Genomic DNA, 26,173 nt, shown 5'->3' on the forward strand with positions numbered 1-26,173 from the left:
AATGAGGAGCCCCGCCTGTGCACCGCCAGGGGCGTTTTGTGCGTCCGGCGCGGTGGTCTCAACCGATACAGACGTTACGCGGCAGTCCGCCAGGCGGTCGCGTGGTGCAACCGAGGAGGATCCATCAGCGCCGAGCCCCGCATCAACGACCGGATTCGCGTCCCCGAGGTGCGACTCGTCGGTCCCAGTGGCGAGCAGGTCGGCATTGTGCCGCTTGCCAAGGCCCTGGAGCTTGCGCAGGAGTACGACCTCGACCTGGTCGAGGTGGCGGCGACCGCCCGTCCGCCGGTCTGCAAGCTCATGGACTACGGAAAGTTCAAGTACGAGTCGGCCATGAAGGCCCGTGAGGCGCGCAAGAACCAGGCGCACACGGTCATCAAGGAGATGAAGCTCCGGCCGAAGATCGACCCGCACGACTACGACACCAAGAAGGGTCACGTCGTCCGGTTCCTCAAGCAGGGTGACAAGGTCAAGATCACGATCATGTTCCGTGGCCGTGAGCAGTCCCGGCCCGAGCTCGGCTACCGGCTGTTGCAGCGGCTCGCGGAGGATGTCCAGGAGCTCGGCTTCGTGGAGTCCAACCCGAAGCAGGACGGCCGAAACATGATCATGGTCCTCGGTCCGCACAAGAAGAAGACCGAGGCGATGGCCGAAGCCCGCGAGGCCCAGGCCGCCCGCAAGGCGGAGCGCCAGGGCGGCACTGCCGCCGAGGAGCACGCCGAGGAGCCCGCCGAGGCGTGATCGCGAGGCGCGAGCCTCCATCGCCCAGCCGGGGCCGCAAGGCTCCGGAGACCAACCGAAATACCAGACGCTTCCGGACGCCGGACCGCGGTCACCGCCGTGCCCGCCCGGTACCGGACAGCGCCCCCGACGAGGAGTGAACGGCGACATGCCGAAGAACAAGACGCACAGCGGTGCCCGCAAGCGCTTCAAGCTCACCGGTTCCGGCAAGGTCATGCGCCAGCGCGCCGGTCGCCGCCACCTTCTCGAGCACAAGTCGTCCACGCTGACGCGCCGCCTGGCCGGCAAGACCGAGATGGCCCCGGCCGACGCCAAGAAGATCAAGAAGCTCCTCGGCAAGTGACGCCCCCGCCCCGCCGAGGCGGGGTGTGCGTCGAGCCGACCGGGACCTATTCGTTTCCGGGCCGTATGAGTCACCCGCGGCCCCGTACAAGGAGTTAAACAAGTGGCACGCGTCAAGCGGGCAGTCAACGCCCACAAGAAGCGCCGGGCGATCCTCGAGCAGGCCAGCGGCTACCGCGGCCAGCGGTCCCGCCTGTACCGCAAGGCCAAGGAGCAGGTCACCCACTCCCTGGTCTACAACTACAACGACCGCAAGAAGCGCAAGGGCGACTTCCGGCAGCTGTGGATCCAGCGCATCAACGCCGCTGCCCGCGCCAACGGCATGACGTACAACCGCTTCATCCAGGGTCTGAAGGCCGCCAACATCGAGGTGGACCGCAAGATCCTCGCCGACCTCGCGGTCAACGACGCCAACGCGTTCGCCGCGCTGGTCGAGGCGGCCCAGAAGGCGCTGCCGAGCGACGTCAACGCCCCGAAGGCGGCCTGACGCGTAACGCTGAGCCGTACCGGCGACGGACCCGCAGGTGATCACTCACCTGCGGGTCCGCGCGTGTCGGCGCCCCTGCCCCGTCACCCCGCATGAAAGAGCGCACCCCATGGCGGCCCCTGAGCTGACTTCCCTGAAATCGCCGCGTGTCACGGCGGCGCGACGGCTCGCCAAGCGCAGCTTCCGCGGCAAGGAGCGGCGGTTCCTCGTCGAGGGTCCGCAGGCCGTACGGGAGGCCGTCGCCCATCTCGTCGAGGTCTACGCGACCCCCGAGGCCGCCGGGCGCCACGCGGAGATCGTCGTCGCCGCGCGGGCCGCGGGCGTGCCGGTGCTCACCGCCTCCGACGAGGTCGTCGCGGAGATGTCGGACACCGTCACCCCGCAGGGCATCGTCGGGCTCTGCCGCTTCCTGGACTCGCCGTTCGAGGAGGTGCTGCGCGCCCGCCCGCGGCTCGTCGCCGTCCTCGCCAACGTCCGTGACCCCGGCAACGCCGGAACCGTGCTGCGCTGCGCGGACGCCGCCGGGGCGGACGCGGTGGTGCTCACCGACGCCTCGGTGGACCTGTACAACCCCAAGGCCGTCCGGGCCTCCGTGGGCTCCCTCTTCCACCTCCCGGTCGCCGTCGGGGTGCCCGTGGAGCGCGCGGTGAGCGGGCTGAAGGAGGCCGGCGCCCGGGTGCTGGCCGCCGACGGGGCGGGGGAGCGGGACCTGGACTCCGAGCTCGACGACGGCCTGCTGGGCGCCCCCACCGCCTGGATCTTCGGCAACGAGGCATGGGGACTGCCGGAGGAGACCCGCGCACTCGCCGACGAGGTGGTGCGCGTTCCGATCCACGGGAGGGCCGAGAGCCTCAACCTGGCCACGGCCGCCGCGGTGTGCCTCTACGCCTCGGCTCGTGCGCAGCGCGCTCCCGCGGGGTGCCGCTCCGTCACACCGACCTAGTAGGGTTGCCCCCTCTGGGGGCCCAGGAGGGGGTGTGGGGATGGACGTCAGGACCTCCGGTGCCAGGGCGGCCGACGCCTGCGCGCCCGGAGCGGGGCTGCCCGCCGCCGCGGACGGGCCGCCGGAGCCCGACGCCTTGGCGGCCGCGCTCGGCCTGCACCCCGACGATCTGCCCGACGGCCTGGTGGTGGCCGATGAGACCGGCCTCGTCACCTGCTTCAACGCCGCGGCGGCCCGGATCACCGCCACCCGGCCCGCGGACGCCGTCGGCGTTCCGATCGAACGCGCCCTGCCGTTAGAGGACCTGGACGGCCGCCGCTGGTGGACCCTGACCGATCCCTACGGCGGGCTGGCCACCCGGGTCGGGCAGCCGGAGCGCAATCTGCTGCTGCCCGGCGGCCGGGAGGTGCTGGTCTCCGCGCGGTACGTCCGTGACCACCCCACCGGACCGGTGCGCCGGCTGGTGGTCTCGCTGCGCGGCACCGAGGCGCGGCGCCGCACCGAGCGCAGTCACGCCGAGCTGATCGCGACCGTCGCCCATGAGCTGCGCTCCCCGCTGACCTCGGTCAAGGGGTTCACGGCCACCCTGCTCGCGAAGTGGGAGCGGTTCACCGACGACCAGAAGCGGCTGATGCTGGAGACCGTCGACGCCGACGCCAACCGGGTCACCCGGCTGATCGCCGAGCTGCTGGACATCTCCCGTATCGACTCCGGGCGGCTGGAGGTGCGCCGCCAGCCGGTGGACGTGGCCGCCGCCGTCCGCCGCCACGTCCAGGCGCTCACCGCCGCCGGACACTGTGCCGAGCGCTTCCTGATCCGGGTCAGGGGCCCGCTGCCGGATCTGTGGGCCGATCCCGACAAGATCGACCAGGTGCTGGGCAACCTGCTGGAAAACGCGGTGCGTCACGGCGAGGGAACTGTCACCATCGAGGTGGCATCCGCACCGGCCAGGCCCGCTGCGGACGGCCCGGCCGTGGAAGGCCCCGCAGTGGAGAGGACCGCCGTCACCGTGAGCGATGAGGGCCCCGGGATCCCCGAGGAGTCGATGAGCCGCGTCTTCACCCGCTTCTGGCGGGGCAGCAAGCGCGGCGGCACCGGCCTGGGCCTGTATATCGTCAAGGGCATCGTCGAGGCCCACGGCGGCACCATCACCGTCGGGCGGGCCCGCGGCGGCGGCGCCGAGTTCCGATTTACCCTGCCCGTGGGCACCCCGGCCTATCTGGTCTGAGTCCGCCCACGGGCTTCCCGCGGAACAGCAGAACCCGCGCGCCCCTTAGACTCGGGCCCTGGCACCTTTGGCGTCCCTTGTGGTCCCTGTGGTCGCAGCAGCCGTCGAGCGGGGTCGCGCAGCCAGGGGGCACCTCCCCAGCGGTAGCTGGGGAACAAACGGAAGCACGGGAAGAGATGTCGGCACCCAATAAGTCGTACGACCCTGTCGAGGTCGAGGCACTGAAACCGGAAGAGATCGCCCGGATGCGGGACGAGGCGCTCGCCGCCATCGCCGCCGCGGGTGACCTCGAGGCGCTGCGCGAGGTGAAGGTCGGCCACACCGGTGACCGTTCCCCGCTGGCCCTGGCCAACCGCGAGATCGGCGCCCTGCCACCGCACGCCAAGGCGGACGCGGGCAAGCGCGTCGGTCAGGCCCGCGGCCAGGTGAATCAGGCGCTCAAGGCCCGTCAGGAGGAGCTGGAGGCGGAGCGCGACGCCCGTGTGCTGGTCGAGGAGGCGGTGGACGTCACACTGCCCTACGACCGCATCCCGGCCGGCGCCCGCCACCCGATCACCACCCTCTCCGAGCGCATCGAGGACGTCTTCGTGGCCATGGGCTACGAGGTCGCCGAGGGCCCCGAGGTGGAGGCCGAGTGGTTCAATTTCGACGCGCTGAACTTCCCGCCCGACCACCCCGCCCGCGAGATGCAGGACACCTTCTTCGTGCGGGGCGCCCAGGGCGACGAGCCCTCGGGCGTGGTGCTGCGCACCCACACCTCGCCGGTGCAGATCCGGTCGATGATCGACCGCGAGCCGCCCATCTACGTCGTCTGCCCGGGCCGCACCTTCCGCACCGATGAGCTGGACGCCACCCACACCCCCGTCTTCCACCAGGTCGAGCTGCTGGCCGTGGACGAGGGGCTGACCATGGCCGACCTCAAGGGCACGCTCGACCACATGGTGCGGGCGCTGTTCGGCGAGGGCATGTCCACCCGGCTGCGGCCGAACTTCTTCCCGTTCACCGAGCCGTCCGCCGAGATGGACATGCTCTGCTACGTCTGCCGCGGTGAGTCGGTCGGCAACCCCGACCGCCCCTGCCGCACCTGCTCCAGCGAGGGCTGGATCGAGCTGGGCGGCTGCGGCATGGTCAACCCGCGGGTGCTGGTGGCCTGCGGTGTCGACCCGGAGAAGTACAGCGGGTTCGCCTTCGGCTTCGGCATCGAGCGGATGCTGATGTTCCGGCACAACGTGGAAGACATGCGAGACATGGTCGAGGGTGATGTGCGCTTCACCCGGCCCTTCGGGATGGAGATCTGATGCGGGTCCCGCTTTCTTGGCTGCGGGAGTACGTCGACCTGCCGGCCGGTGAGACCGGACGCGACGTACAGGCCAAACTCGTCGCCGCCGGGCTGGAGGTCGAGACCGTCGAGCAGCTCGGCGCCGGTCTCAAGGGCCCCCTGGTGGTGGGGCACGTCCTGGCCATCGAGGAGCTGGAGGGGTTCAAGAAGCCCATCCGCTACTGCCAGGTGGACGTCGGGCAGGCCAACGGCACCGGTGAGCAGCAGAACATCGTCTGCGGCGCCCGGAACTTCGCCGTCGGCGACAAGGTCGTCGTGGTGCTCCCCGGCGCCGAACTCCCCGGCGGTTTCGCGATCGCCGCGCGGAAGACCTACGGCAAGGTCTCCGAGGGCATGATCTGCTCCGCCAGTGAGCTGGGCATGTCCGACGACCACGACGGCATCATCGTGCTGCCGCCGGAGTACGAGCCCGGCACCGACGCCATCGAGCTGCTGGAACTGGTCGACGAGGTCCTGGACATCGCGGTCACCCCGGACCGGGGCTACTGCCTGTCGATGCGCGGTGTCGCCCGCGAGACCGCCACCGCCTACGGGCTGCCGCTGCGCGACCCGGCCCTGCTGGACGTGCCGTCGCCCAACAGCCACGGCTATCCGGTCACGGTGACCGATCCGGTCGGCTGTGATCGCTTCACCGCCCGGACCGTCACCGGGATCGACCCGCAGGCGCACTCCCCGATCTGGCTCCAGCGCCGGCTGCAGAAGGCCGGGATGCGCCCGGTCTCGCTGGCCGTCGACATCACCAACTACGTGATGCTCGAGCTCGGTCAGCCGCTGCACGCCTACGACCGCGCCCGGATCAACGGCACGATCGGGGTGCGCCGCGCCGAGCGGGGCGAGAAGTTCACCACCCTGGACGGCACCAAGCGGGTGCTGGACGCGGAGGACCTGGTCATCACCGATGAGAGCGGGCCGATCGGCCTCGCCGGGGTGATGGGCGGCGCCGACACCGAGATCGCGGACGCGGTGGCCGACCCCGCGACCGGGGAAGCGGGCGGCACCACCGAGGTCGTCATCGAGGCCGCCCACTTCGCACCGGTCTCGATCGCCCGCACCGCCCGCCGCCACAAGCTGTCCTCCGAGGCGTCGAAGCGGTTCGAGCGCGGCGTCGACCCGGAGGCCACCTCGGCCGCGGCCCAGCGCACCGTCGATCTGCTGGTGCTGCTCGCGGGCGGCACCGCCGAGGCGGGTGTCACCGAGATCATCTCGCCCGGCGCCCCGCACACCATCACCCTGCGCGCCGACCACCCGGACCGGGTGGCGGGCGTGGCGTACGGCCGCGAGACCGTGGTGCGCCGCCTCCAGCAGATCGGCTGCGACGTCTACGGCGCCGACGACCTCACCGTCACGGTGCCCAGCTGGCGGCCGGACCTCACCGACCCCAACGACCTGGCCGAGGAGGTCATCCGGCTCGAGGGGTACGAGAACCTCCCCGCGACGCTGCCCCAGCCGCCCGCCGGGCGCGGGCTGACCGAGCGCCAGCGGCTGCACCGCAGGGTGGGCCGGGCGCTGGCCGGTGCCGGGTACGTGGAGGCGCTCAACTACCCGTTCATCGGCGAGGAGGTGCTCGACCAGTTCGGACTGGCCTCCGACGACCCGCGCCGGGACCTCGTCACGCTGGTCAACCCGATCTCGGACACCGAGCCCGCGCTGCGCACCACCCTGCTGCCGGGGCTGCTCGCCGCGCTGCGCCGCAACAACGGCCGGGGTGAGCACGACCTCGCGCTCTTCGAGACCGGTCTGGTCTTCCGCGCCGGCGGTGCCCGGCAGACCGCGGTCACCCTGCCGGTGGACCACCGTCCGTCGGACGAGGAGATCGCCCTGCTGGACGCCGCACTGCCGCGTCAGCCACGCCGTGCCGCGGTCGTACTGACGGGCGCGCGCGAGCAGTCCGGATGGTGGGGCACCGCCACCCCGGCGACCTGGGCCGACGCGGTCGAGGCGGGCCGGACCGTGGCCCGTGAGGCGGGTGTCGAGCTGATCGTCCGCCAGGACCAGCAGGAGCCGTGGCACCCGGGCCGCTGCGCCGCGCTGCTGGCCGTCGTGGACGGCCAGGAGGTCCTGGTGGGCAACGCCGGCGAACTGCACCCGCGGGTCACCAAAGCCCTCGGCCTCCCCGAGCGCACCTGCGCCATGGAGATCGAGCTCGACCGTCTGGAGGAGGCCGGTTCCGGCTCCCTGGAGGCGCCGCGGGTGTCCACCTTCCCGGTGGCCACCCAGGACGTGGCGCTGGTCGTGGACACCGCGGTGGCCGCGGCCGATGTGGAGTCGGCACTGCGCGAGGGCGCGGGCGAACTGCTGGAGTCCCTGCGGCTGTTCGATGTGTTCACCGGTGAACAGCTCGGCGCGGGAAGGAAGTCGCTGGCCTACGCGCTGCGCTTCCGCGCCGCCGACCGCACGCTGACCGCCGACGAGATCGCCGCCGCCCGGGACGCGGCGGTGGCCCTCTCGGCCGAGCGCACCGGCGCCGTGCTCCGCGGCGCCTGACACCGGTCGTACGGCCCGACAGGGCGCGTCCCGCCTCGGCGGGGCGCGCCCTTCGCGTGCCGTTCGCTCTCCCGTCCGTGCCGCGGCGCGGTGTTCGGACGCCGCTCGAGGACGGCATCACACGATCGGGTGAGAATCGGAAGCTGCTGGTCCATTTGGCAGTGACTGTCGCGAGAATCGTCCCGGTCGCACGGCCCAGGTCAGGACCGAGTCAGAGCCGATCCCAGGGTCCCGCCGGCCGCCTCATTGGCTGTGAACGGGGGCGTCGCATGATCGGAAACAGGGCGGGAGGCGGGCCGCCGGGAACGGCCCCCCGATGCGGGCGGAGGGCTGCCGTCGCGCTGATGTGCGGATGGCTGCTCGGCATCGTCGTGTGGGAGCTGAGCTGTCCCTACGGCCCGCGGGTGATCCAGCTCCTGGCCGCGGCGCCCGCCATCGCCTGCGCCTTCACCGGCAGCAGACTGTGCATGGTGCTCGGCGGCGCGAGCGCGCTGTTCGCCCTCGTCCCGCTCGGCATCCCCGCCCCGGAGAGCTCCGCCGACGCCCTGGGGGCCCGGATCGGCGCCTGCGCGGCCATCCTCACCGTGGTCGCGGTCGGCTATCTCACCACCGGCCGGCACTCCCGGCTGGTCCGTGAACTCCACCGGGCCCGGGAGGTGGCGGCCGCCGCCCAGCAGGCTGTACTGCGCCCGCTGCCGCCCCGCCTGGAGGGCATCGAGCTGGCGGGCGGCCATCTGTCGGCCAGCCGCGGCGCGGCGGTCGGCGGCGACCTCTACGAGGTGCTGGCCACCCCGTACGGCGTCCGCGCCGTCATCGGGGACGCCCGCGGCCACGGCCTCGCCGCCATCGGCACCGTCGCCGCCGTCCTCGGCAGCTTCCGCGAGGCCGCCCACGAGGAACGCCGGCTCGCGGGTGTGCTGCGGCGGCTGGACCGCGCCCTGGAGCGGCACCTGCGCGAGCGCGCGGGCGGCGCGTACACCCCGGAGAGCCCCGAGGCCGAGGAGTTCGTGACCGTCCTGCTGCTGGAGGTGGGCCCGGACGGCGAGGTCACCGCGCTCAACTGCGGCCACCCCTGGCCGTACCGGCTCCTGGAGCAGCCGGTCGGCCCCGCCACCGCCCGGCAGACCGCGCCCGGTGAGGTGCTGCCCCCGCTCGGCCTCTTCCCGCTCCCCGCCGAACTCCCCCTGGCCCGCTGCGCGCCGCTGCCACCCGGGGACGCCCTGGTGCTGCACACCGACGGTGCCGAGGACGCCCGGGACGCGGCCGGCACCTTCTTCCCGCTGCGCCGTGCGCTCGCCGTGGCCGCGGGCCCCGGACCGATCGTCCCGGCAGCGGTGGTCGAGGGGGTGCGCGCGGCGGTACTGCGGCACACCGGCGGACGGCCGGCCGACGACATGGCGGTGGTGGCGCTGCGCAACGACCGCCGCCCGCTGTCCGCCACCTCCTCGCTCTCCGTCCCGGCCGGCGATGCCCGGCACCGTTGACCGCTGTCCCGTTCACACCCCGTGCGAATCCGTCTCCACTACGCTGGCGCCACCGAGGGCGTCGGGAGGGCGAGATGGAGCCCAACACACTGCTCGACTCCGTACTCGACGAGGCCGGGATCTCCCACGCGGGCCTGGCCGCGCACATCAACGAGGCGGGCCGGGCACGGGGTATGACACTGCGCTACGAACACACCGCGGTGGCGCGCTGGCTCAAGGGGCAGCGTCCGCGCGGCCAGGTGCCCGACCTGATCTGCGAGGTGCTCGGCGAACGGCTGCGCCGCGCCCTCACCCTCGACGACATCGGGCTCGGCACCCCCGGCAGTCCCCGCGCCCCCGCCACCCCGCTCTCCGGGTTCGTCGAGCGCGCCACCGCGCTGTGGCGCTCCGACGAGCAGCAGCGCCCGCATGTCATGGCCGCCCCCGCGGTCACCGGCACCTCCGCCGTCATCCCGGTGTGGGAGTGGGAGAACCCGCCCGAGGACGGCGATGTCTCCCGCAAGGGGCTGACCCGCGTCAACATGTCCGACATCGAGATGCTGCGCGCCGCCCGCGCCCACTACGAGCAGCTGTACCGCAAGGCCGGGGGAGTGGCGACCCGGGCCCGCGTCGTGGGCTTCCTCAACGCCGAGACCGCCCCGCTGCTGCGCGGCAGCTACCCCGACGACACCGGGCGCCAACTCCACCGCGCCACCGGCGGACTGGTGGCCATCGCCGGGATCTGCGCCTACGACTCCGACGCCCACGGCCTGGCCCAGCGCTACTTCCACCAGGCGCTGCGGCTGGCCAAGGCCAGCGGGGACCGCGGGCTGGGCGCCTATGTGATAGCGCTGCTGGTCAACCAGTCGCTGTTCATGGGGGAGTACCGGCAGGCGGTCGCCTTCGCCGAGTCCGCGCTGCGCGCCGCGGGCACCCAGATCACCCCCGCGCTCGCCGCCGATCTGTACGCCATGCAGGCCAAGGCGTACGCGCGGCTCGGCGACGGCGCCGGGGCGCTGGCCTGTATCCGGCGGGCCGAGACCGCCGCCGACCGGATCCGCCCGGGCCAGGAGCCCGAGGAGACCGGGTATGTCCAGCCGGGCCTGGTCAACGTCCAGGTGGCCGAGGCGCTGTTGAGCCTGGGCGACCTCGGGGCCGCCCGCGAACACGCCACCGCCGCCGCCGGCGCGCCCGCCCACGACCGGGGGCGGGTGCACCGGCTCGCCATGCTCACCCATATCGAGCTGCGCACCGGCGACGCGGACCGGGCGGGCGCCACCGCGGTGGAGATGACCGAGCGGGCCCGCGGGATGGAGTCCCAGCGGTTACGCGACCGGCTGCGGGCGGTCCGGGAACACCTCGCGGCCAGCGGGTGCGCCGCGACGAACGAGGCCGCGGAACTCATCGACGGGGCACTGCGCGTTCCTCTCTGAGCGCGGTCCGCACTCTCGTCAGCGGCTGGCCGGGGATTGCCATCTGTGCGGCGGAAGGTGTCCGGTAGTGCGGTGGAAGAACCTCAGGGAGCGGACCGTGTACGAGAACCGGTGGTTCCGGGTCAATCTCGCCGATGTCAGACTTCCCGACGGCCGCCATCTCGACCACTATCTGATCCGGCTGCGCCCGGTGGCCGTGGCCACCGTGGTCAACGCGGCCAATGAGGTGCTACTGCTGTGGCGGCACCGCTTCATCACCGATGCCTGGGGCTGGGAGCTGGCCGCCGGTGTCGTCGAGGACGGTGAGAGCGTCGAGGACGCCGCCGCGCGGGAGATGGAGGAGGAGACCGGCTGGCGCCCCGGGCCGCTGCGCCATCTGCTCTCCGTCGAACCGTCCAACGGGCTCACCGACGCCCGCCACCACATCTACTGGGCCGAGGAGGCCGCGTACGTCGGCCCGCCCGAGGACGACTTCGAGTCCGACCGCCGGGAGTGGGTACCGCTGAAGTCGGTGCCCGATCTGGTCGCGCGGGGCGAGGTGCCCGCGGCCAACATGGCGGCGGCGCTGCTGCTGCTCCACCACATCCGCCTCGGCTGACCGCGGGCCCCGGCGGGACGCTGCCGGTACGGCCTAGCGCCCCGCCACCTGCCACACCGCGAGCACCAGGGACAACAGGCCGGTCACGGCGGCGATGGAGGGCAGTGGCCAGCGCCCGTGCTCCAGGATCCTGATCCGACCGGCCAGTTGGCCGACGTCCTCCTCCGCCTGGTCCCCCCGGTGGTCGAGCAGGGCGAGCTGGCCGTCGACACGGGTGAAGCCCACGTCGACGGTGCGCCGGAGTTCCGCGAGCTCCACGGATAACGCGACGTGGTCGGGCTCGGTGGTCACGGGTTGATCCCCTTCCGGATGTACGTCCGTGCAGTGGTCACGTAGCCGAGTCAACCGCTTACCGGGGTCGCGCGGGAGAGTGTGCGGCGGGGGTGTGTGAGTCACCGGCGCACACCCCGTGCGAACGTCGGCGCGCTCCGGCCCCGCTCTTCCGTTTCCCCTTCCGGTTGGCACGTTTTCCGGCCGGTCCCTGGGTACTCGGGGCAGGCATGGGGTGGGCTTTACACAGAGTGAGCAGGGAGGGCTATCCGTGCACACGATCGCCGCCCCGCTGTGGGACTTCTCCGCCGACCAGGGGGCGCGGCAGTTCGCCGAGCTGGGCATCGCGCTGGTGCTCTCCACCCTGATCGGGCTGGAGCGGGCCGTCCAGCAGAAGAGCGCGGGGCTGCGCACCCACACCCTGGTCGGTGTGGGCAGTGCGCTGTTCATGCAGGTCTCGCAGTACGGCTTCGCCGATGTGCTGCTGCGCGACCACGTCACCCTGGACCCCTCCCGGGTGGCGGCGCAGATCGTTTCCGGGATCGGCTTCATCGGCGGTGGCCTGATCTTCGTCCGCCGGGACGCCGTCAAGGGGCTGACCACCGCGGCGACCATCTGGCTCACCTGTGCGGTGGGCATGGCCTGCGGCGGTGGGCTGGCGCTGCTGGCCACGGCGGCCACCGCGGTCCACTTCCTGGTGGTGCGCGGCTATCCGATGGTGACCCGCCACCTCCCGGCCGTCTGGGCGGAGGAGCAGGTGGAGGTGCAGCTCGCCTACCGGATCGGTGGCGGACTGCTGCCCCGGGTGCTGGAGCTGTGCACCGCCGCCGGGTTCCGGGTGCTGCGGGTGCGGGTGGACCGGGCCCCATGGAAAGGCCGGGACCGGCCGACCCGGACGGTGCGCGCCGAGGAGGAGCGCCGCCCGGACGACCAGGGCGTCGCCGAGGTGCTGGTGGCGCTGGAGGGCAGCGGTGATGTCCACCGGCTGGTCGGGGAGATCTCCGAGCTGGACGGGATCCTGGGCGCGGACGCCGGACAGGACCTGGACTCCTCCGACTGACCGCCGGCCCGCCCCCGCCCCGGAGGGAAGGGCACGGGCCCGTGGCGCGCGGCGGGATCAGTACAGGTAGAAGCCGGAGCCGGTCTTACGGCCCAGCCGTCCCGCGTCCACCATGCGCAGCAGCAGCGGGGGAGCGGCGTACAGCGGCTCCTTGTACTCGGCGTACATCGAGTCGGCGATGGCCGCGATGGTGTCCAGGCCGATCAGATCGGACAGCTTCAGCGGGCCCATGGGGTGGGCGCAGCCCAGCTCCATGCCGTTGTCGATGTCCTCACGGCTGGCGATCCCGGACTCGAACATCCGGATCGCGGACAGCAGATACGGGATGAGCAGTGCGTTGACCACGAAACCGGAGCGGTCCTGGGCCCGGATGGCGTGCTTGCCGAGTGCGTCGTGGACCAGCGCCTCGGCGCGCTTGAGGGTCTCCTCGCTGGTGGTCAGCGCCGGGATCAGCTCCACCAGCGCCTGCACCGGGGCCGGGTTGAAGAAGTGGATACCGATGACATGGTCCGGCCGCGAAGTGGCGACGGCCAGCTTGACCAGCGGGATCGAGGAGGTGTTGGAGGCCAGGATCGCGTCCGGGCGGGTCACCACCTGATCGAGCACCTGGAAGATCTCGGTCTTGACCTGCTCGTTCTCCACGACGGCCTCGATGACCAGATCGCGGTCGGCGAACTCCCCCAGATCGGTGGTGAAGCTCAGCCGGGCCAGCGTCGCGTCCCGCTCCTCCTCGGTGATCTTGCCGCGTTCGGCGGCCTTGCCGAGGGAGTTGGTCAGGCGGGTCCGCCCTATCTCCAGGGCCTCGCCGGTGGTCTCCGCGACCATGACGTCCAGGCCGGAACGGGCGCACACCTCCGCGATGCCCGCGCCCATCTGGCCGCAGCCCACCACTCCGACGCGTTCGATGTCGGTCACATCGTGCCTTTCGCTGATCACTGATCTGTCTGCCGGCTGTGTCGTCCCCCTGTCGCCCCAGACGTTACCTCCCGGTTATGGCCGGGGGACGGGGCGGGGCCGGATTCACCTGGGGCCCTCCGTCCCCGGTCACCCCTCCGTCACCACCCGTTTCCGCGCGGACGCGCGCGGCCGGGCGCCCGCGCGGGAAGAGTGAAGTCACCGGGGTGCGGCGACCGGCGGATCAGGCCATCGCGGGAACCGCGGGAGGCATTGCCTCCGGGCCCGCAACGGCCGCATCATCAGCGGGAGTTACGGGCGACAGCGGGAGTATCGGCGAGCGGCGAGCGAGGAGACGGCCATGGGGCGGATCACACGCAGAAGTCTGACGGTGGCGGCGGCCGGGACGCTCGCGGGCGCCACCACGGCGGGTGAGGCGCTGGCCGCCGGGCGGGCCGCGCGGCAGCGCCGTGAACTCCGCGGGATGTGGCTGGCCACCGTCGCCAACCGGGACTGGCCCTCCCGGCCCGGCCTCCCCGCCGAACAGCAGCGGGCGGAACTGCTCGCCTTCCTCGACACCGCCGTACGGCGCAGGCTCAACGCGGTGATCTTCCAGGTGCGGCCGACCGCCGACGCGCTGTGGCCCTCACCGTACGAGCCGTGGGCGGAGTACCTGACCGGCGCCCAGGGCCGGGACCCGGGCTGGGACCCGCTGGGGACCGCCGTGCGCGAGGCGCACCGGCGCGGTCTGGAGCTGCACGCCTGGTTCAATCCCTACCGCATCGCCAACCACACCGACCCCGGGCGGCTGGTCCCCACCCATCCCGCCCGGCGCCATCCCGAATGGGTCGTGCCCTATGGCGGGAAGCTCTACTACAACCCCGGACTGCCCGAGGTCCGCCGCTTCGTCCAGGACGCGATGCTGCACGCCGTCGTCCGCTACGACATCGACGCCGTCCACTGGGACGACTACTTCTACCCCTATCCCGTCGCGGGCCAGGTCTTCGACGACGACGACGCCTACGCGCGCCACGGCACGGGTTTCCCGGACCGGGCCGCCTGGCGCCGGGACAACATCGACCGCCTGGTCAGCGAGACGGCCGCGCGGATCAGGCGGCTGGGGCGCGGGGTGCGGTTCGGCATCAGCCCGTTCGCCGTCTGGCGCAACGCGGCCACCGATCCGCGCGGCTCGCAGACCACCGCCGGGGTGCAGACCTACGACGACCTCTACGCGGACACCCGCGGCTGGGTGCGGCGGGGCTGGCTGGACTACGTGGTGCCGCAGGTCTACTGGAACATCGGCTTCGCCGCCGCGGACTACGCCAAGCTGGTGCCGTGGTGGGCGGACGTGGTGCGCGGCACCGGGGTGCGGCTGTACATCGGCGAGGCGCTCTACAAGGCGGGTGATCCGGCGCAGCCCGCCCCCTGGCAGGACCCCGTGGAGCTGTCCCGCCATCTCACCTTCGACCGGGACTTCTCCCAGGTCCGCGGCAATGTCTTCTTCTCGGCCAAGGAAGTGGCCGCCGACCGCAACGGCGCCATGGCGCGTGTGGTCGCCGACCACTACGGGTGCCGGGTGCGCCCGCCCCGCTGAGCCGCTCCCGCCGAGCCGGTCCCGCGGCGGCCTAGCGCCGCGGTCCGGTGGACAGGTGGCGGACGATCGAATCCGGGCCGGGGGAGAACAGGCACTCGTGGCCGTCGTCCTCGTAGCGGACGCGGTAGGGCGGTTCGCCGTGGTCCCCGAGCACTTCGATGATTTCCGCGGTCCGGTCGTGAATGCCGACAACCCTGCCGTGCACCAGCAGTTTGTCGCCTACGGTGGCCTCCATCTGCATGACCTCCTACGGCTTTTCCGGAGGACAATCCCTGTGGCCAGTTTATGGCCGCTCCTCCGGGTTTGCGCCTGCCCGGATGCCGTGCCCTCCGGTCTTCTCCGTCATCCGGGCCCGCTGGGTCGCCCCGATGCACACCAGCACCGCGACCGCGGTGGCCGGGGCGGCGGGGGAGAGGTCCTCGTCGAGCAGCAGCACCGACCACACCAGGGTCAGCAGCGGCTGGGCCAGCTGCAGCTGGCTGGCGCGGGCCACCCCGATGGCGGCCATCCCGCGGTACCAGACCAGCAGCCCCAGGAACTGCGAGCCCACCGCGAGCCACAGCAGTCCGGCGACGGCGTGGAAACCGAGGTGGACCGGTTCGAACCGCAGGGACAGGGCCGCGCCCGCCACGGCGAGCGGCAGACATCCGACCAGGGCCCAGCCGATCACCTGCCAGCCGGGCATATGGGCGGCCAGCCGTCCGCCCTCGGTGTAGCCCGCTGCGCACACCAGCAGCGCGGCGAACAGATACAGATCGCCGGTGGTCGGGGCGCCGCCGCTCTGCTGCACCGCGAAGGCGATCACTACCGCGGCCCCGGCCAGTGCCGCCGTCCAGAACAGCCGGGACGGCCGCACCCCGGTGCGCACGGCGGAGAAGGCGGCGGTGGTCAGCGGCAGCAGTCCGACGACCACCGCCGCGTGGGAGGTGGTGGAGGTCTGCAGGGCCAGCGTGGTCAGCAGCGGGAAGCCCACCACCACCCCGGCGGCCACCACCGCGAGACCGGCCCAGTGGCGGCGGGGCGGCAGCGGTACCCGCAGCGCGAGCAGCGCGCCGCCCGCGACCAGCGCGGCGAGCACCATCCGGCAGGTGGTCACCGACCAGGGACCGAGTCCCTCCAGGCCCCAGGCGGTGGCGGGGAAGGTCAGGGAGAAGGCGGCCACGCCGAGCGCGGCGAGCAGGGTGCCGGTTCCGGAGCCCTCGGTGGGTGCGGTGCCGCCCGGCCGCGGACTGTCGCCCTGGTGCACCGCTATCGCGTGGGATGCGGTAGCGCTATCCTGTGCTGTCATGCATGAGCGTAGCAGTGTGACCGAGCTGGCCGAAACGTTGCGGAAAGAGCTGAACCGCTACTCGCCGGGCGAGAAACTGCCGTCCAGTCGGGCCCTGATGGAGCGCCATCGGGTGAGCCCGGTGACCGTCTCCCGCGCCCTCGCCGCCCTCGCCGCCGAGGGACTGGTGGTCACCCGCCCCGGCGCCGGTGCCTTCCGTGCCGTCCGTTCCGCTCCCGGGACCTCACGCCCCGGCGACACCTCCTGGCAGGAGATCGCCCTGAGCGTCGAGACGGCGGGCGAGTCCGTCCCCCGCTCGGTCGACGCCTCGGGGGTGCTCGCCACACTCGCCGCCCCGCCGCCCGGCATCCTGGAGCTCAACGGCGGCTATCTCCACCCCTCCCTCCAGCCCGAGCGCGCCCTGGCCGCAGCCCTCGCCCGCGCCGGACGGCGGCCCGGCGCCTGGGGCCGCCCGCCCATGGAGGGGCTCACCGAACTGCGGGACTGGTTCGCCCGGGAGATCGGCGGTCCGGCCGGCACCCTCGCCGCCGGCGATGTCCTGATCACCGCGGGCGGCCAGGCCGCGCTCACCTGCGCACTGCGTGCCCTCGCCCCGCCCGGCGCCCCGGTGCTCGTCGAGTCCCCCACCTACCCCGGCATGCTGGCCGCCGCCCGCGCCTCCGGACTCCGCCCGGTGCCGGTCCCGGTGGACAACGACGGGGTGCGCACCGATCTGCTCGCCGAGGCGCTGCGCGCCAGCGGCGCCCGGGTCTTCGTCTGCCAGCCGCTCTTCCAGAATCCGACCGGGGCGAGCCTGGCCGCCGGGCGGCGGGGCGAGGTGCTGCGCATCGCCCGCGAGGCGGGCGCCTTCGTGGTGGAGGACGACTTCGCCCGCTGTCTGGTCCACGAGGACTCCCCACCGCTGCCCGCCCCGCTCGCCGCGGACGACCCCGACGGGGTGGTGGTCCACGTCCGCTCGCTCACCAAGGCCACCTCGCCCAGTCTGCGGGTCGGGGCGCTGGCCGCCCGTGGCCCCGCCTTCGAGCGGCTGCGCGCGATCCAGGTCGTCGACAGTTTCTTCGTTCCCCGGCCGTTGCAGGAAGCCGCCCTGGAACTGGTCGGCGCCCCCGCCTGGCCCCGTCATCTGCGGACCGTCGCCGGCGAGTTGCGGGCCCGGCGCCAGGCGATGGTCACCGCTCTCGGACAGGAGCTGCCCGGTCTCCACCTGGCGCACGTCCCGCCCGGCGGCTACCTCCTGTGGCTGCGGCTGCCCCAGCACACCGACGATGCCGCGCTGGCCGCCGCCGCGCTGCGCGCCGGGGTCGCCGTCGCCCACGGCCGCCCGTACTTCTGCGCCGAACCGCCCGCGCCCCATGTGCGGCTGAGCTTCGCCTCGGTGGCCGGGCCCGGTGAGCTCGCCGAGGGCGTCCGCAGGCTCCGTACCGCCTGTGCCGAGGTGCTCGGCTGAGCGGGCCGCCCGGGCCCGGCCACCCCCGGGGCCCGGGCGGCAATTCGGTCGCCGCGCCGCCCGGCGGCTGATAGGAACACCCCATGAACGACGGTTTCGAGATATCCACCGACCCGGCGCGGCTCGATCCGGCCCGGATCCATCACTGGCTGTCCACCGACGCCTACTGGGCGATCGGCCGCAGCCGGGAGACACAGGACCGGGCCATCGCGTCCTCGCTCAACTTCGGCGTCTACGACACCGCATCGGGCGCCCAGGTCGCCTACGCCCGCATCGTCACCGACTACGCCACCTTCTCCTGGCTGTGCGACGTCTACGTCGACCGCTCGGTGCGCGGCAAGGGAGTGGGCTCCGACCTGGTCACCGCCGTCCGCGACCACCTCGCGCCGTACGGGACCCGCCGAATCCTGCTGGCCACCGACGATGCCCACGGTGTCTACGCCAAGGTGGGCTTCGAACCGCTGGATGACCCCTCCCAGTGGATGAACCTCCTCTTCGCCCGGCAACCGTCCGCCCGCGCCGAGGGGTGAATACGATGCCGGGATGACGTTCCGGCTCACGCTGATCGCCGCCGCCCGCAGCTCCTCCCGGCTCGGTGAACGGTTCGAGGACGAGCGGCCCCTGGACGTGGAGGGCCGTATCGCCGTGGAGCGGGCCGCGCCCGCCCTGCTCCCGCTGGCCGCGGCGGAGCTGCGCTACTGCTCGCCCTCGCCGCGCAGCCGGGAGACCGGCGGCGCCCTCGGCTTCACCCCGCTCGTCCAGCTCGCCCTGCGCGACTGCGATATGGGCCGCTGGCGGGGCCGCACCCTGGCGGATGTGATGGCGCGCGAACCGGCAACGGTGGACGCCTGGCTCGCCGATCCGCGCTCCGCCCCGCACGGCGGTGAATCGCTGCTGGAATTCATCACCCGGGTCGGCGGCTGGCTGGACACCCGCCCGGCCGAGGAACACAGCAAGATGCTCGCCGTCGCCGACCCCGGGGTGATACGCGCGGCCATGATGTACGCCCTCAAGGCGCCCCCGCACTGCTACTGGAACGTCGACATCCAGCCACTGGCCACCCTCGTCCTCACGGGACGGCCGGGCCGGTGGCGGCTGCGGATGGACGCGGACGCCCTGCGCTGACCGGGCGCTCACGGGGCGGCCGTTCACCTGGATGATCTTGTCAGGTCGCCAGGGAGCGCGAACCGGGTGAGGCTGACGGCGGAGCCGGGTCCGCGGTCCGGCGTGGGGCCGGACCGAACGGCTCCCCAGACCTTACGGAGTCGTACGATGCGCCGCTTCGCCCCCCTCGCCCTGAGTGCCGCCGCGCTCATCACCACCCTCGTCCAGGCCGCCCCGGCGGTGGCCGCCGGTTCCGTTCCCGGCGGTGGCCATCCGGCGGGCGGTCACCGGACCGAAGTCCTCGAACTGGTCGCGCGGCAGACCCAGACCACCTTCATCGACCACGGCGACCCGGGTACGAGCCAGGGGGACGAACTCGTCCTGGCCGGGGACCTGCTGCGGGGGCCCGCCCTGTTCGGACGGTTCGGCGAGGTCTGCACCCTGACCCGGGTCGGCCCCGCGCCCGACTCCTTCGACCAGCAGTGCGTGGGAACCCTCACCCTCCCCGGTGGTGACCTCACCCTCCAGGGTCTGATCTCGGTCACCGCGGCCGGACCCGGTGAGATCACCGTCGCGATCACCGGGGGCACCGGGCGCTACCGCACGGCCCACGGCGTCATCGAGGCCGTCAACACCAGCGACACCGAGACCCGGCTCACCCTGCGCATCATCTTCTGACCGCGGCAGCCGCCCGCCCCCTGAGCACGCGGGGAAGAAGCGGCCGGTCCGGCGGTGACCCCGGCCGGGCCGGCCGCCCCGTGTCAGGGCGCGGAGGTGAAGACCAACGAGGCGTTGTGGCCGCCGAATCCGAAGGAGTTCGCCAGTGCCGCCGTCAGCGCGCCCCGCCGCGGTCCCTCCGCCACCACGTCGAGCCCCACCTCCGGGTCCAGCGTGTCCAGGTTGCGGGTCGGCGGGATGACGCCGTCACGTACCGCGAGGACCGCCGCCAGCGCGCCCACCGCCCCCGCCGCCCCGAAGAGATGGCCGGTCATCGACTTGGTCGCGGTGACGGCCGGATGTGTCCCGACGGCCTCGGTGACGGACCGCGCCTCGACCAGATCGCCCTTGGGGGTCGAGGTGGCATGGGCGTGGACGTGCCCGATGTCACGCGGGGAGAGCCCCGCCGCCCTCAGCGCCCCCCGCATCGCGCGCACCTGGCCCTCGGGGTGGCCCGCGGTGATGTGGTACGCGTCCGAGGTGACCCCCGCGCCCGCGAGCGCCGCATGGGCGCGGGCCGTCCGCGCCGCGGCGAACCCCGCGCGCTCCAGCACGACCACCGCCGCGCCCTCCCCGATGACGAAGCCATCGCGGTCCACATCGAACGGGCGGGAGGCCAGGGCGGGTTCGTCATTGCGTGTCGAATGTGCCCTGGCCTGGGCGAACCCCGCCATCGGCAGGGCGTGGACACAGGCTTCGGTGCCGCCCGCCACCACCACGTCGGCCCGGCCGAGACGGATCAGATCCAGTCCCATCGCGATGGCCTCGGCCCCCGACGCACAGGCGCTGACCGGAGTGTGGGCGCCCCCGCGCGCACCCAGCTCGATACTGACCCACGCCGCGGGACCGTTCGCCATCAGCATCGGCACGGTGTGCGGCGAGACCCGCCGCACACCGGACCGCTCCAGGACATCGTCCTGACCCAGCATGGTCAGCGCTCCGCCGGTGCCGGTCCCGATCACCACCGCCAGCCGCTCCGGATCGACCCCGGGCCGCCCCGCGTCCGCCCATGCCTCCCGCGCCGCGATCAGCGCGATCTGCTCACAGCGGTCCAGCCGCCGCGCCTGGATCCGGTCCATCACCTCGGTGGGCTCGACCGCGAGCCGGCCCGCGATCCGTACCGGCAGCCCGGCCGCCCACTCCTCCTCGATCGGGACGATCCCCGACCGCCCGGCCAGCATCGCCTCCCAGGTCGAGGTCACGTCCCCGCCCAGCGGTGTGGTGGCCCCCAGTCCGGTGACCAGCACCGGTTCCGCGTTCCCGGCCGTATGGGTGTGCGTTATGGACATTCAACAACCCCCTTTGTCGTAGTGACACAACCCCGCACATCGATGACGATGGCGGGGATCACGTCTCAACGGCCAATCTGCCAGGGGTATTGCATGTGATCACATGAGGTGCGGTGCCGAGACCGGCGCCGAAGATTTATAGGAATCTTCTAGGACAGCTGGTAGATCTGCCCAGTCTGGGCACCCTCCACGGACCGGATGTACGCCTGGGCCACCCGGGCCAGGCCGACCGGCTCCATCCCCGGGAAGAAGTCCCCGTAGTCCGCCAGGCTCTCGGTGAAGACCGTCGGGCTCACCGCGTTGATCCGCTGCGGGGCGATCTCGATGGCCGCCGCGCGGACGAACGCCTCCACCGCGCCGTTGGCCATGGACGCCGCACTGCCGGTCGGAATCGGCTCCCGGGCCAGCACTCCGGTGATCAGCGTGAACGATCCGCGGCCGGCGATCCGCGGCACACCCTGCCGCACCAGTTCGAGCTGGCTCAGCACTTTCCCCCGGAACGCCGACAGATAGTCCTCCGGCGCCATCTCCGTCACCGGCTTGTACGGCACGTCGCCCGCCGCGCTGACCACCGCGTCCAGCCGTCCGGCCCGCTCGTACAGCGCGGTGATCCGCTCCGGATCGGTGATGTCGTACCGCAGCTCACCACTGCCGCGCCCGGCGGTGAGCACCTCGTGGCCGCGCCCGGTCAGCGCCTCGGTGACGGCCGTGCCCAGCTTTCCGGCGGCCCCTATGACAAGAATCCTCATACCGGTGACGCTAGATCTCACCCGCGCACCCTGAGAAATACCGTTTGCGCTGCACTTATGCTGGGCGGTTATGAATGTGGAGCTGCGCCATCTGCGGGCCCTGGCGGCCATCGGCGACGAGGGCACCATCACCGGTGCCGCCTCCGCCCTGCACATCAGCCAGCCCGCGCTCTCCCGCACCCTGGACCAGCTGGAGAGCCGGACCGGCACCCGGCTGGTGGAGCGCACCACCCGGCGGCTGTCCCTCACCGACGCCGGGCGGCGGCTGTGGGAGCACTCCCACCGCATCCTCAACCAGCTCGACGAGGCGCTGGCCGAGGCCACCACCGCCGGGCCGCGGCCCCTGCGGATCGGCTTCGCCTGGGCCGCCCTCGGCCGTCACACCGTGCCCCTGCTGCGCACCTGGCGCGAGGACCACCCCGGCGTCCCGGTCCGGGTGCACCGCCGTGACGACCCCGAGGCCGCCCTGCGCCGCGGTGAGCTGGACGCCGCCTTCCTGCGCACCCCGCCCCCGGACGACGCCGGGCTGACCGCGCTCGCGCTGTACACCGAGCGGCGGTTCGCCGCCGTACCCGACGGCGGGCCGCTCGCCCGCCGCTCCGCGCTCCGGCTGGCCGATCTCGCCGGTGAACAGGTGGTCCTGTGCGCCACCGCGGCCACCTCCGGGGCCGGACTCTGGCCGGAGGGCAGCCGTCCGCACACCTTCGAGGTGGCCAACGTGGACGAATGGCTCACCGTGATCGCCACCGGGGAGGCCGTCGGTGTCACCGCCGAGGGCACCGGGCACAGCCATCCGCACCCCGGGATCCGCTATCTCCCGCTGGAGGACGCGGCCCCCGTCAGCGTGCACCTCGTCACCCCCCGCACCCCCACCCACCCCGCCACCGGCGCCTTCCGCGCACATGCGCGGCATCACACGGCCGATTCCCGAGGGCCCTTTCGAGAGGGGCCCGAACACGAGATATCTTGATGTCGAGCAATGTTGCAGACGTGGAGGAGCGGAGCACCCGGTGACTGACTCGACGATCATCTACACGCACACCGACGAGGCCCCGGCCCTCGCGACGTATTCCTTCCTGCCCGTGATCGAGGCCTACGCCTCGACCGCCGGGGTCACCGTCGAGCGCCGGGACATCTCCCTGGCCGGACGGATCATCGCTCAGTTCCCCGAGCGCCTCGAGGAGAGCCAGCGGATCCCCGACGCCCTCGCCGAACTGGGCGAACTCGCCAAGACGCCCGAGGCGAACATCATCAAGCTGCCGAACATCTCGGCGTCCATCCCGCAGCTGAAGGCCGCGGTCGCCGAGCTCCAGCAGCAGGGCTACGCGCTCCCGGACTACCCGGACGACCCCAGGACCGACGAGGAGCGCGACATCCGCGCCCGCTACGACAAGGTCAAGGGCAGCGCCGTCAACCCGGTGCTGCGCGAGGGCAACTCCGACCGCCGCGCCCCCGCCTCGGTCAAGAACTACGCCAAGGCGCACCCGCACCGCATGGGCGCCTGGACGGCCGACTCCAAGACCAATGTCGTCCACATGGACGGCGACGACTTCCGCTCCACCGAGAAGTCCGCCGTCATCGCCGAGGACGGCTCGCTGCGCATCGAGCTGACCGGCGACGACGGCTCCACCACCGTGCTGCGCGAGTCGGTACCGGTGCTCGCGGGCGAGGTCGTGGACGCCTCCGTGATGCGCGTGGCCGTGCTGCGGGAGTTCCTCGCCGCGCAGGTCGCCCGCGCCAAGTCCGAGGGTGTGCTGTTCTCGCTGCACCTGAAGGCCACGATGATGAAGGTCTCCGACCCGATCGTGTTCGGCCACGCGGTGCGCGCGTTCTTCCCGAAGACCTTCGCCGCCCACGGTGAGACCCTGGCCGCGGCCGGTCTGACCCCGAACGACGGCCTCGGCGGCATCCTCAAGGGCCTGGAGTCCCTCGCCGAGGGCCCGGCGATCAAGGCGTCCTTCGACGCCGAGCTGGCCGAGGGCCCGGAGCTGGCCATGGTCGACTCCGACCGCGGCATCACCAACCTGCACGTCCCGAGCGACGTCATCGTGGACGCCTCCATGCCCGCGATGATCCGCACCTCCGGCCACATGTGGGGCCCGGACGGCGAGGAGGCCGACACCCTCGCGGTCATCCCGGACAGCAGCTATGCCGGGATCTACCAGGTCGTCATCGACGACTGCCGCGCCAACGGCGCCTTCGACCCGGCCACCATGGGCTCGGTGCCCAACGTCGGTCTGATGGCGCAGAAGGCCGAGGAGTACGGCAGCCACGACAAGACCTTCGAGATCCCCACCACCGGCACCGTGCGCGTCCTGGACGGCGCCGGGAACGTGGTGCTGGAGCAGGTCGTCGGCGCCGGTGACATCTTCCGGATGTGCCAGACCAAGGACGTGCCGATCCGCGACTGGGTCAAGCTGGCCGTCACCCGCGCCCGCGCCACCGGCGACCCGGCCGTGTTCTGGCTGGACGAGGGCCGCGCCCACGACGCCAACCTCATCGAGAAGGTCAAGGCGTACCTGCCCGAGCACGACACCGAGGGCCTCGAGATCAAGATCCTGTCGCCGGTCGAGGCGATCACGTTCTCGCTCGAGCGCATCCGCCGCGGTGAGAACACCATCTCGGTCACCGGCAACGTCCTGCGTGACTACCTGACCGACCTGTTCCCGATCCTCGAGCTCGGCACCAGCGCCAAGATGCTCTCCGTGGTCCCGCTGATCAACGGCGGCGGGCTGTTCGAGACGGGCGCGGGCGGTTCGGCCCCCAAGCACGTCCAGCAGCTGGTCAAGGAGAACTACCTGCGCTGGGACAGCCTGGGTGAGTTCCTGGCCCTCGCGGTCAGCTTCGAGCACCTCGCGCAGAAGACGGGCAACGCGCGCGCCCAGGTGCTCGCCGACACCCTGGACCGCGCCACCGGCTCGTTCCTCAACGAGAACAAGTCGCCCAGCCGTCGCGTCGGCGGGATCGACAACCGCGGCAGCCACTTCTACCTGGCCCTCTACTGGGCCCAGGAGCTGGCCGGGCAGACCGATGACGCCGAGCTCGCGGGCGCGTTCGCGGCCCTGGCCAAGACGCTCACCGAGCAGGAGCAGACCATCGTCGACGAGCTGATCGCCGTTCAGGGATCGCCCGCCGAGATCGGTGGCTACTACCAGCCCGACGCGGCCAAGGCGTCGGCGGTCATGCGGCCGTCGGCCACGCTCAACCAGGCCCTCGCGACCCTCGGCTGACGCCGGCGTGAGCGCCCCGGCGACGTGACCCGCACCGCCCCGGCCGGATCTCCCGGCCGGGGCGGTCGTCGTTCGCCCCTGGTCAGTTGGAGAGCAGCCCGCCGGTGTACGGATCCTCGGCGAGCATCCGCCACGAATGGGCCGGGGTCCGGAACGCCTCCGGGTCCACCGCCTCCACCATCGTGTCGACCCGGCTGCTCAGCAGCGCGAACGGGTCGAAGACCCGCCAGGTCTCCGCGGCGGCGCCGTGGTCCCAGCGGTACCACTCCCTGCGCAGCCGCTCGTAGATCCACCAGGCGTACAGCAGCGCCGACAGATCCCGGTTGAGATAGGCCGCGGGTTCGCCCTCCCCGTACCAGTCCGGGAGCTCCAGCCGCCCGGTGGCGCCGTCGAGCGCGACCGCGAGATCGTGCGGCCACCAGCCGAGGGCGAGGAAGTCGCGCTGGTGAGCCCGGCCGGACGCCGCGTCGAAACCCTCTCCGTCCGCCGTCGCGAAGGTGTCCGGATGGGTTTCGGCCATGGTGCGCAGCGGTTCCTCCCCCACGCTGAACAGCTCGCCGCCGAGGGGCAGTCCGGCCTCGGTGAGCAGCCGCCGGGTCGGTTCGTGGGTGAGCCGGTCCGGCAGTTCCTCCGGGCGGTAGCGGCGCACCCGGTCATCACCGTCCAGCCGGGCGAGATCCCGCACCAGGTCCGGGCCGAAGGCGTACGCCAGCCCGTCCGCCGGACCGGGCCGGGCGCCCCAGGCCAGGGAGCGCACCAGCAGACAGGTGCGCCAGTGCGCGGGGGCGGCCCCGGCACCGAACAGCTCCGGATCGGCGGCGCGCAGCCGCCCCGAGGCGGCCTCGATCACCTCGGCCATGACATCCGGCCCGCGGCGCCCGCCGTACGCGTCGGCGTCCCGCGCGGTCTCCGACACCCCCTCACAGATGCCGATCAGCTCCACGAGGGCGGACAGGGAGGAGGCGAGCGGATCGTGGACGAGCTCCGCCTCCGCGCCTGCCTCCGCGTCCGGGTGGCGCGTACTCCCGGCCCACTCGGCCAGCATCACCGCGCCGGTGTCCCCGTCGAGCACCACCCGGCTGCCGCAGTAGTCGGTGGTGCCGAGCACCAACAGCCGTCCCTCACCGACCAGTCGGCCGCCACGGGTGGTGAAGGGCTCCAGGGTGCCCGTGCGCAGCGCGGTGAAGTCGAGGTCGGCGGCGGTTCCGGGCAGCCCGCACCCGGTCAGGAACGCCCGGCTCGGCCTGTGGCCCAGCCCCTCCGGCAGCGCCTCCGCGGCCAGCCGGCACCTGTGGCCGGCCGTCGCTCCGGTGTCCATGCTCGGCCTCCCCGAGATCAGCGAGGTGCCAGTATGACGTCATGCCGAACGCGTGAACGAGGAACGGGGATTCCCTGTACGAGGGTGAGTGCATCGTCCGGCCTGCTGTGCCGGGCGGCGCGTTGGGCGGCGATTCCGATACGCGCCACGGCGGC

The 26,173-nt window shown here is 72.6% G+C and carries 25 protein-coding genes; 18 read left to right on the forward strand and 7 right to left on the reverse strand.

Features of this window, described 5'->3' with window-relative positions; all coding sequences use genetic code 11:
* Positions 1-123: 123 nt before the first annotated feature.
* From infC to AC07FT_RS22695, 10 genes are all read left to right on the forward strand, one after another.
* Positions 124-741, forward strand: coding sequence for a translation initiation factor IF-3 (gene infC / locus AC07FT_RS22650; protein ID WP_471205717.1), 618 nt, complete (start codon positions 124-126; stop codon positions 739-741).
* A gap of 148 nt (positions 742-889) precedes the next feature.
* Positions 890-1,084: a 50S ribosomal protein L35 gene (rpmI, locus tag AC07FT_RS22655; protein ID WP_254742375.1), complete on the forward strand. Its 195-nt coding sequence runs from the start codon at positions 890-892 to the stop codon at positions 1,082-1,084.
* Between the two features lie 102 nt (positions 1,085-1,186).
* Entirely contained in the window at positions 1,187-1,570 is a 384-nt protein-coding gene (rplT, locus tag AC07FT_RS22660) for a 50S ribosomal protein L20 (protein ID WP_009713826.1), read from the forward strand.
* Positions 1,571-1,679: 109 nt separating this feature from the next.
* The gene (locus tag AC07FT_RS22665) at positions 1,680-2,513 is read left to right on the forward strand and encodes a TrmH family RNA methyltransferase (RefSeq protein ID WP_479177828.1); all 834 of its coding nucleotides are present in this window, start codon (positions 1,680-1,682) and stop codon (positions 2,511-2,513) included.
* A 40-nt stretch (positions 2,514-2,553) separates the two neighbouring features.
* Positions 2,554-3,741 (forward strand): sensor histidine kinase, encoded by a 1,188-nt coding sequence (locus AC07FT_RS22670; protein ID WP_479177829.1) that lies wholly within the window; start codon positions 2,554-2,556, stop codon positions 3,739-3,741.
* A gap of 176 nt (positions 3,742-3,917) precedes the next feature.
* Positions 3,918-5,039, forward strand: coding sequence for a phenylalanine--tRNA ligase subunit alpha (gene pheS, locus AC07FT_RS22675; RefSeq protein WP_471205664.1), 1,122 nt, complete (start codon positions 3,918-3,920; stop codon positions 5,037-5,039).
* Positions 5,039-7,564, forward strand: coding sequence for a phenylalanine--tRNA ligase subunit beta (gene pheT / locus AC07FT_RS22680; protein WP_479177830.1), 2,526 nt, complete (start codon positions 5,039-5,041; stop codon positions 7,562-7,564). Before pheS ends, pheT begins: the two co-directional genes overlap by 1 nt.
* Before the next feature lie 344 nt (positions 7,565-7,908).
* The gene (locus AC07FT_RS22685; protein ID WP_479177831.1) at positions 7,909-9,048 is read left to right on the forward strand and encodes a PP2C family protein-serine/threonine phosphatase; all 1,140 of its coding nucleotides are present in this window, start codon (positions 7,909-7,911) and stop codon (positions 9,046-9,048) included.
* A 74-nt stretch (positions 9,049-9,122) separates the two neighbouring features.
* Positions 9,123-10,460 carry a transcriptional regulator gene (locus AC07FT_RS22690; RefSeq protein ID WP_479177832.1) on the forward strand — a complete coding sequence of 446 codons (1,338 nt, stop codon included), beginning with the start codon at positions 9,123-9,125 and terminating at the stop codon, positions 10,458-10,460.
* A gap of 67 nt (positions 10,461-10,527) precedes the next feature.
* Entirely contained in the window at positions 10,528-11,058 is a 531-nt protein-coding gene (locus AC07FT_RS22695; RefSeq protein ID WP_254742352.1) for an NUDIX hydrolase, read from the forward strand.
* Between the two features lie 33 nt (positions 11,059-11,091).
* On the opposite strand, the gene AC07FT_RS22700 is transcribed toward AC07FT_RS22695, so the two are convergent.
* Positions 11,092-11,349 (reverse strand): hypothetical protein, encoded by a 258-nt coding sequence (locus tag AC07FT_RS22700; RefSeq protein WP_479177833.1) that lies wholly within the window; start codon positions 11,347-11,349, stop codon positions 11,092-11,094.
* 250 nt (positions 11,350-11,599) lie between these two features.
* Here AC07FT_RS22700 and AC07FT_RS22705 point away from each other — a divergent pair, with 250 nt between their 5' ends.
* A complete protein-coding gene (locus AC07FT_RS22705) occupies positions 11,600-12,388 on the forward strand; it encodes an MgtC/SapB family protein (RefSeq protein WP_479177834.1) in 789 nt (262 codons plus the stop codon).
* 57 nt (positions 12,389-12,445) lie between these two features.
* On the opposite strand, the gene AC07FT_RS22710 is transcribed toward AC07FT_RS22705, so the two are convergent.
* Positions 12,446-13,303: a 3-hydroxybutyryl-CoA dehydrogenase gene (locus tag AC07FT_RS22710; RefSeq protein WP_471205674.1), complete on the reverse strand. Its 858-nt coding sequence runs from the start codon at positions 13,301-13,303 to the stop codon at positions 12,446-12,448.
* A gap of 340 nt (positions 13,304-13,643) precedes the next feature.
* Here AC07FT_RS22710 and AC07FT_RS22715 point away from each other — a divergent pair, with 340 nt between their 5' ends.
* Positions 13,644-14,876 carry a glycoside hydrolase family 10-like protein gene (locus tag AC07FT_RS22715; RefSeq protein ID WP_479177835.1) on the forward strand — a complete coding sequence of 411 codons (1,233 nt, stop codon included), beginning with the start codon at positions 13,644-13,646 and terminating at the stop codon, positions 14,874-14,876.
* 31 nt (positions 14,877-14,907) lie between these two features.
* On the opposite strand, the gene AC07FT_RS22720 is transcribed toward AC07FT_RS22715, so the two are convergent.
* Together AC07FT_RS22720 and AC07FT_RS22725 are read right to left on the reverse strand one after the other, a co-directional pair.
* Entirely contained in the window at positions 14,908-15,111 is a 204-nt protein-coding gene (locus AC07FT_RS22720; protein ID WP_254742341.1) for a DUF1918 domain-containing protein, read from the reverse strand.
* A 48-nt stretch (positions 15,112-15,159) separates the two neighbouring features.
* Positions 15,160-16,164 carry a DMT family transporter gene (locus AC07FT_RS22725; protein WP_479177836.1) on the reverse strand — a complete coding sequence of 335 codons (1,005 nt, stop codon included), beginning with the start codon at positions 16,162-16,164 and terminating at the stop codon, positions 15,160-15,162.
* On the opposite strand from AC07FT_RS22725, the gene AC07FT_RS22730 reads away from it, so the two are divergent.
* From AC07FT_RS22730 to AC07FT_RS22745, 4 genes are all read left to right on the forward strand, one after another.
* Positions 16,163-17,611, forward strand: a complete 1,449-nt coding sequence (locus AC07FT_RS22730) for an aminotransferase-like domain-containing protein (RefSeq protein ID WP_479177837.1) — start codon at positions 16,163-16,165, stop codon at positions 17,609-17,611. The genes AC07FT_RS22725 and AC07FT_RS22730 overlap by 2 nt on opposite strands.
* 83 nt (positions 17,612-17,694) lie before the next feature.
* On the forward strand, positions 17,695-18,141 hold the full coding sequence (locus tag AC07FT_RS22735) for a GNAT family N-acetyltransferase (protein WP_471205682.1): 447 nt from the start codon (positions 17,695-17,697) through the stop codon (positions 18,139-18,141).
* A 13-nt stretch (positions 18,142-18,154) separates the two neighbouring features.
* Positions 18,155-18,736 (forward strand): histidine phosphatase family protein, encoded by a 582-nt coding sequence (locus AC07FT_RS22740; protein WP_479177838.1) that lies wholly within the window; start codon positions 18,155-18,157, stop codon positions 18,734-18,736.
* Between the two features lie 147 nt (positions 18,737-18,883).
* Complete coding sequence (locus AC07FT_RS22745) at positions 18,884-19,393, forward strand: allene oxide cyclase barrel-like domain-containing protein (RefSeq protein WP_479177839.1); 510 nt, start codon at positions 18,884-18,886, stop codon at positions 19,391-19,393.
* 83 nt (positions 19,394-19,476) lie between these two features.
* Here the strand turns inward: AC07FT_RS22745 and AC07FT_RS22750 are convergent, their stop codons facing one another.
* Entirely contained in the window at positions 19,477-20,721 is a 1,245-nt protein-coding gene (locus tag AC07FT_RS22750; protein WP_479177840.1) for a beta-ketoacyl-[acyl-carrier-protein] synthase family protein, read from the reverse strand.
* Between the two features lie 149 nt (positions 20,722-20,870).
* The gene (locus AC07FT_RS22755; RefSeq protein ID WP_479177841.1) at positions 20,871-21,470 is read right to left on the reverse strand and encodes a short chain dehydrogenase; all 600 of its coding nucleotides are present in this window, start codon (positions 21,468-21,470) and stop codon (positions 20,871-20,873) included.
* A 70-nt stretch (positions 21,471-21,540) separates the two neighbouring features.
* Between AC07FT_RS22755 and AC07FT_RS22760 the strand changes: the two genes are divergently transcribed.
* Together AC07FT_RS22760 and AC07FT_RS22765 are read left to right on the forward strand one after the other, a co-directional pair.
* Positions 21,541-22,440 (forward strand): LysR family transcriptional regulator, encoded by a 900-nt coding sequence (locus AC07FT_RS22760; protein WP_479177842.1) that lies wholly within the window; start codon positions 21,541-21,543, stop codon positions 22,438-22,440.
* Positions 22,441-22,480: 40 nt separating this feature from the next.
* Positions 22,481-24,700 (forward strand): NADP-dependent isocitrate dehydrogenase, encoded by a 2,220-nt coding sequence (locus tag AC07FT_RS22765; protein WP_479177843.1) that lies wholly within the window; start codon positions 22,481-22,483, stop codon positions 24,698-24,700.
* Between the two features lie 82 nt (positions 24,701-24,782).
* Here AC07FT_RS22765 and AC07FT_RS22770 read toward each other — a convergent pair whose 3' ends face one another.
* On the reverse strand, positions 24,783-26,018 hold the full coding sequence (locus tag AC07FT_RS22770) for an SUKH-4 family immunity protein (protein WP_479177844.1): 1,236 nt from the start codon (positions 26,016-26,018) through the stop codon (positions 24,783-24,785).
* Positions 26,019-26,173 lie beyond the last annotated feature (155 nt).

The sequence above is a fragment of the Streptomyces sp. NPDC045899 genome, from assembly GCF_056431485.1.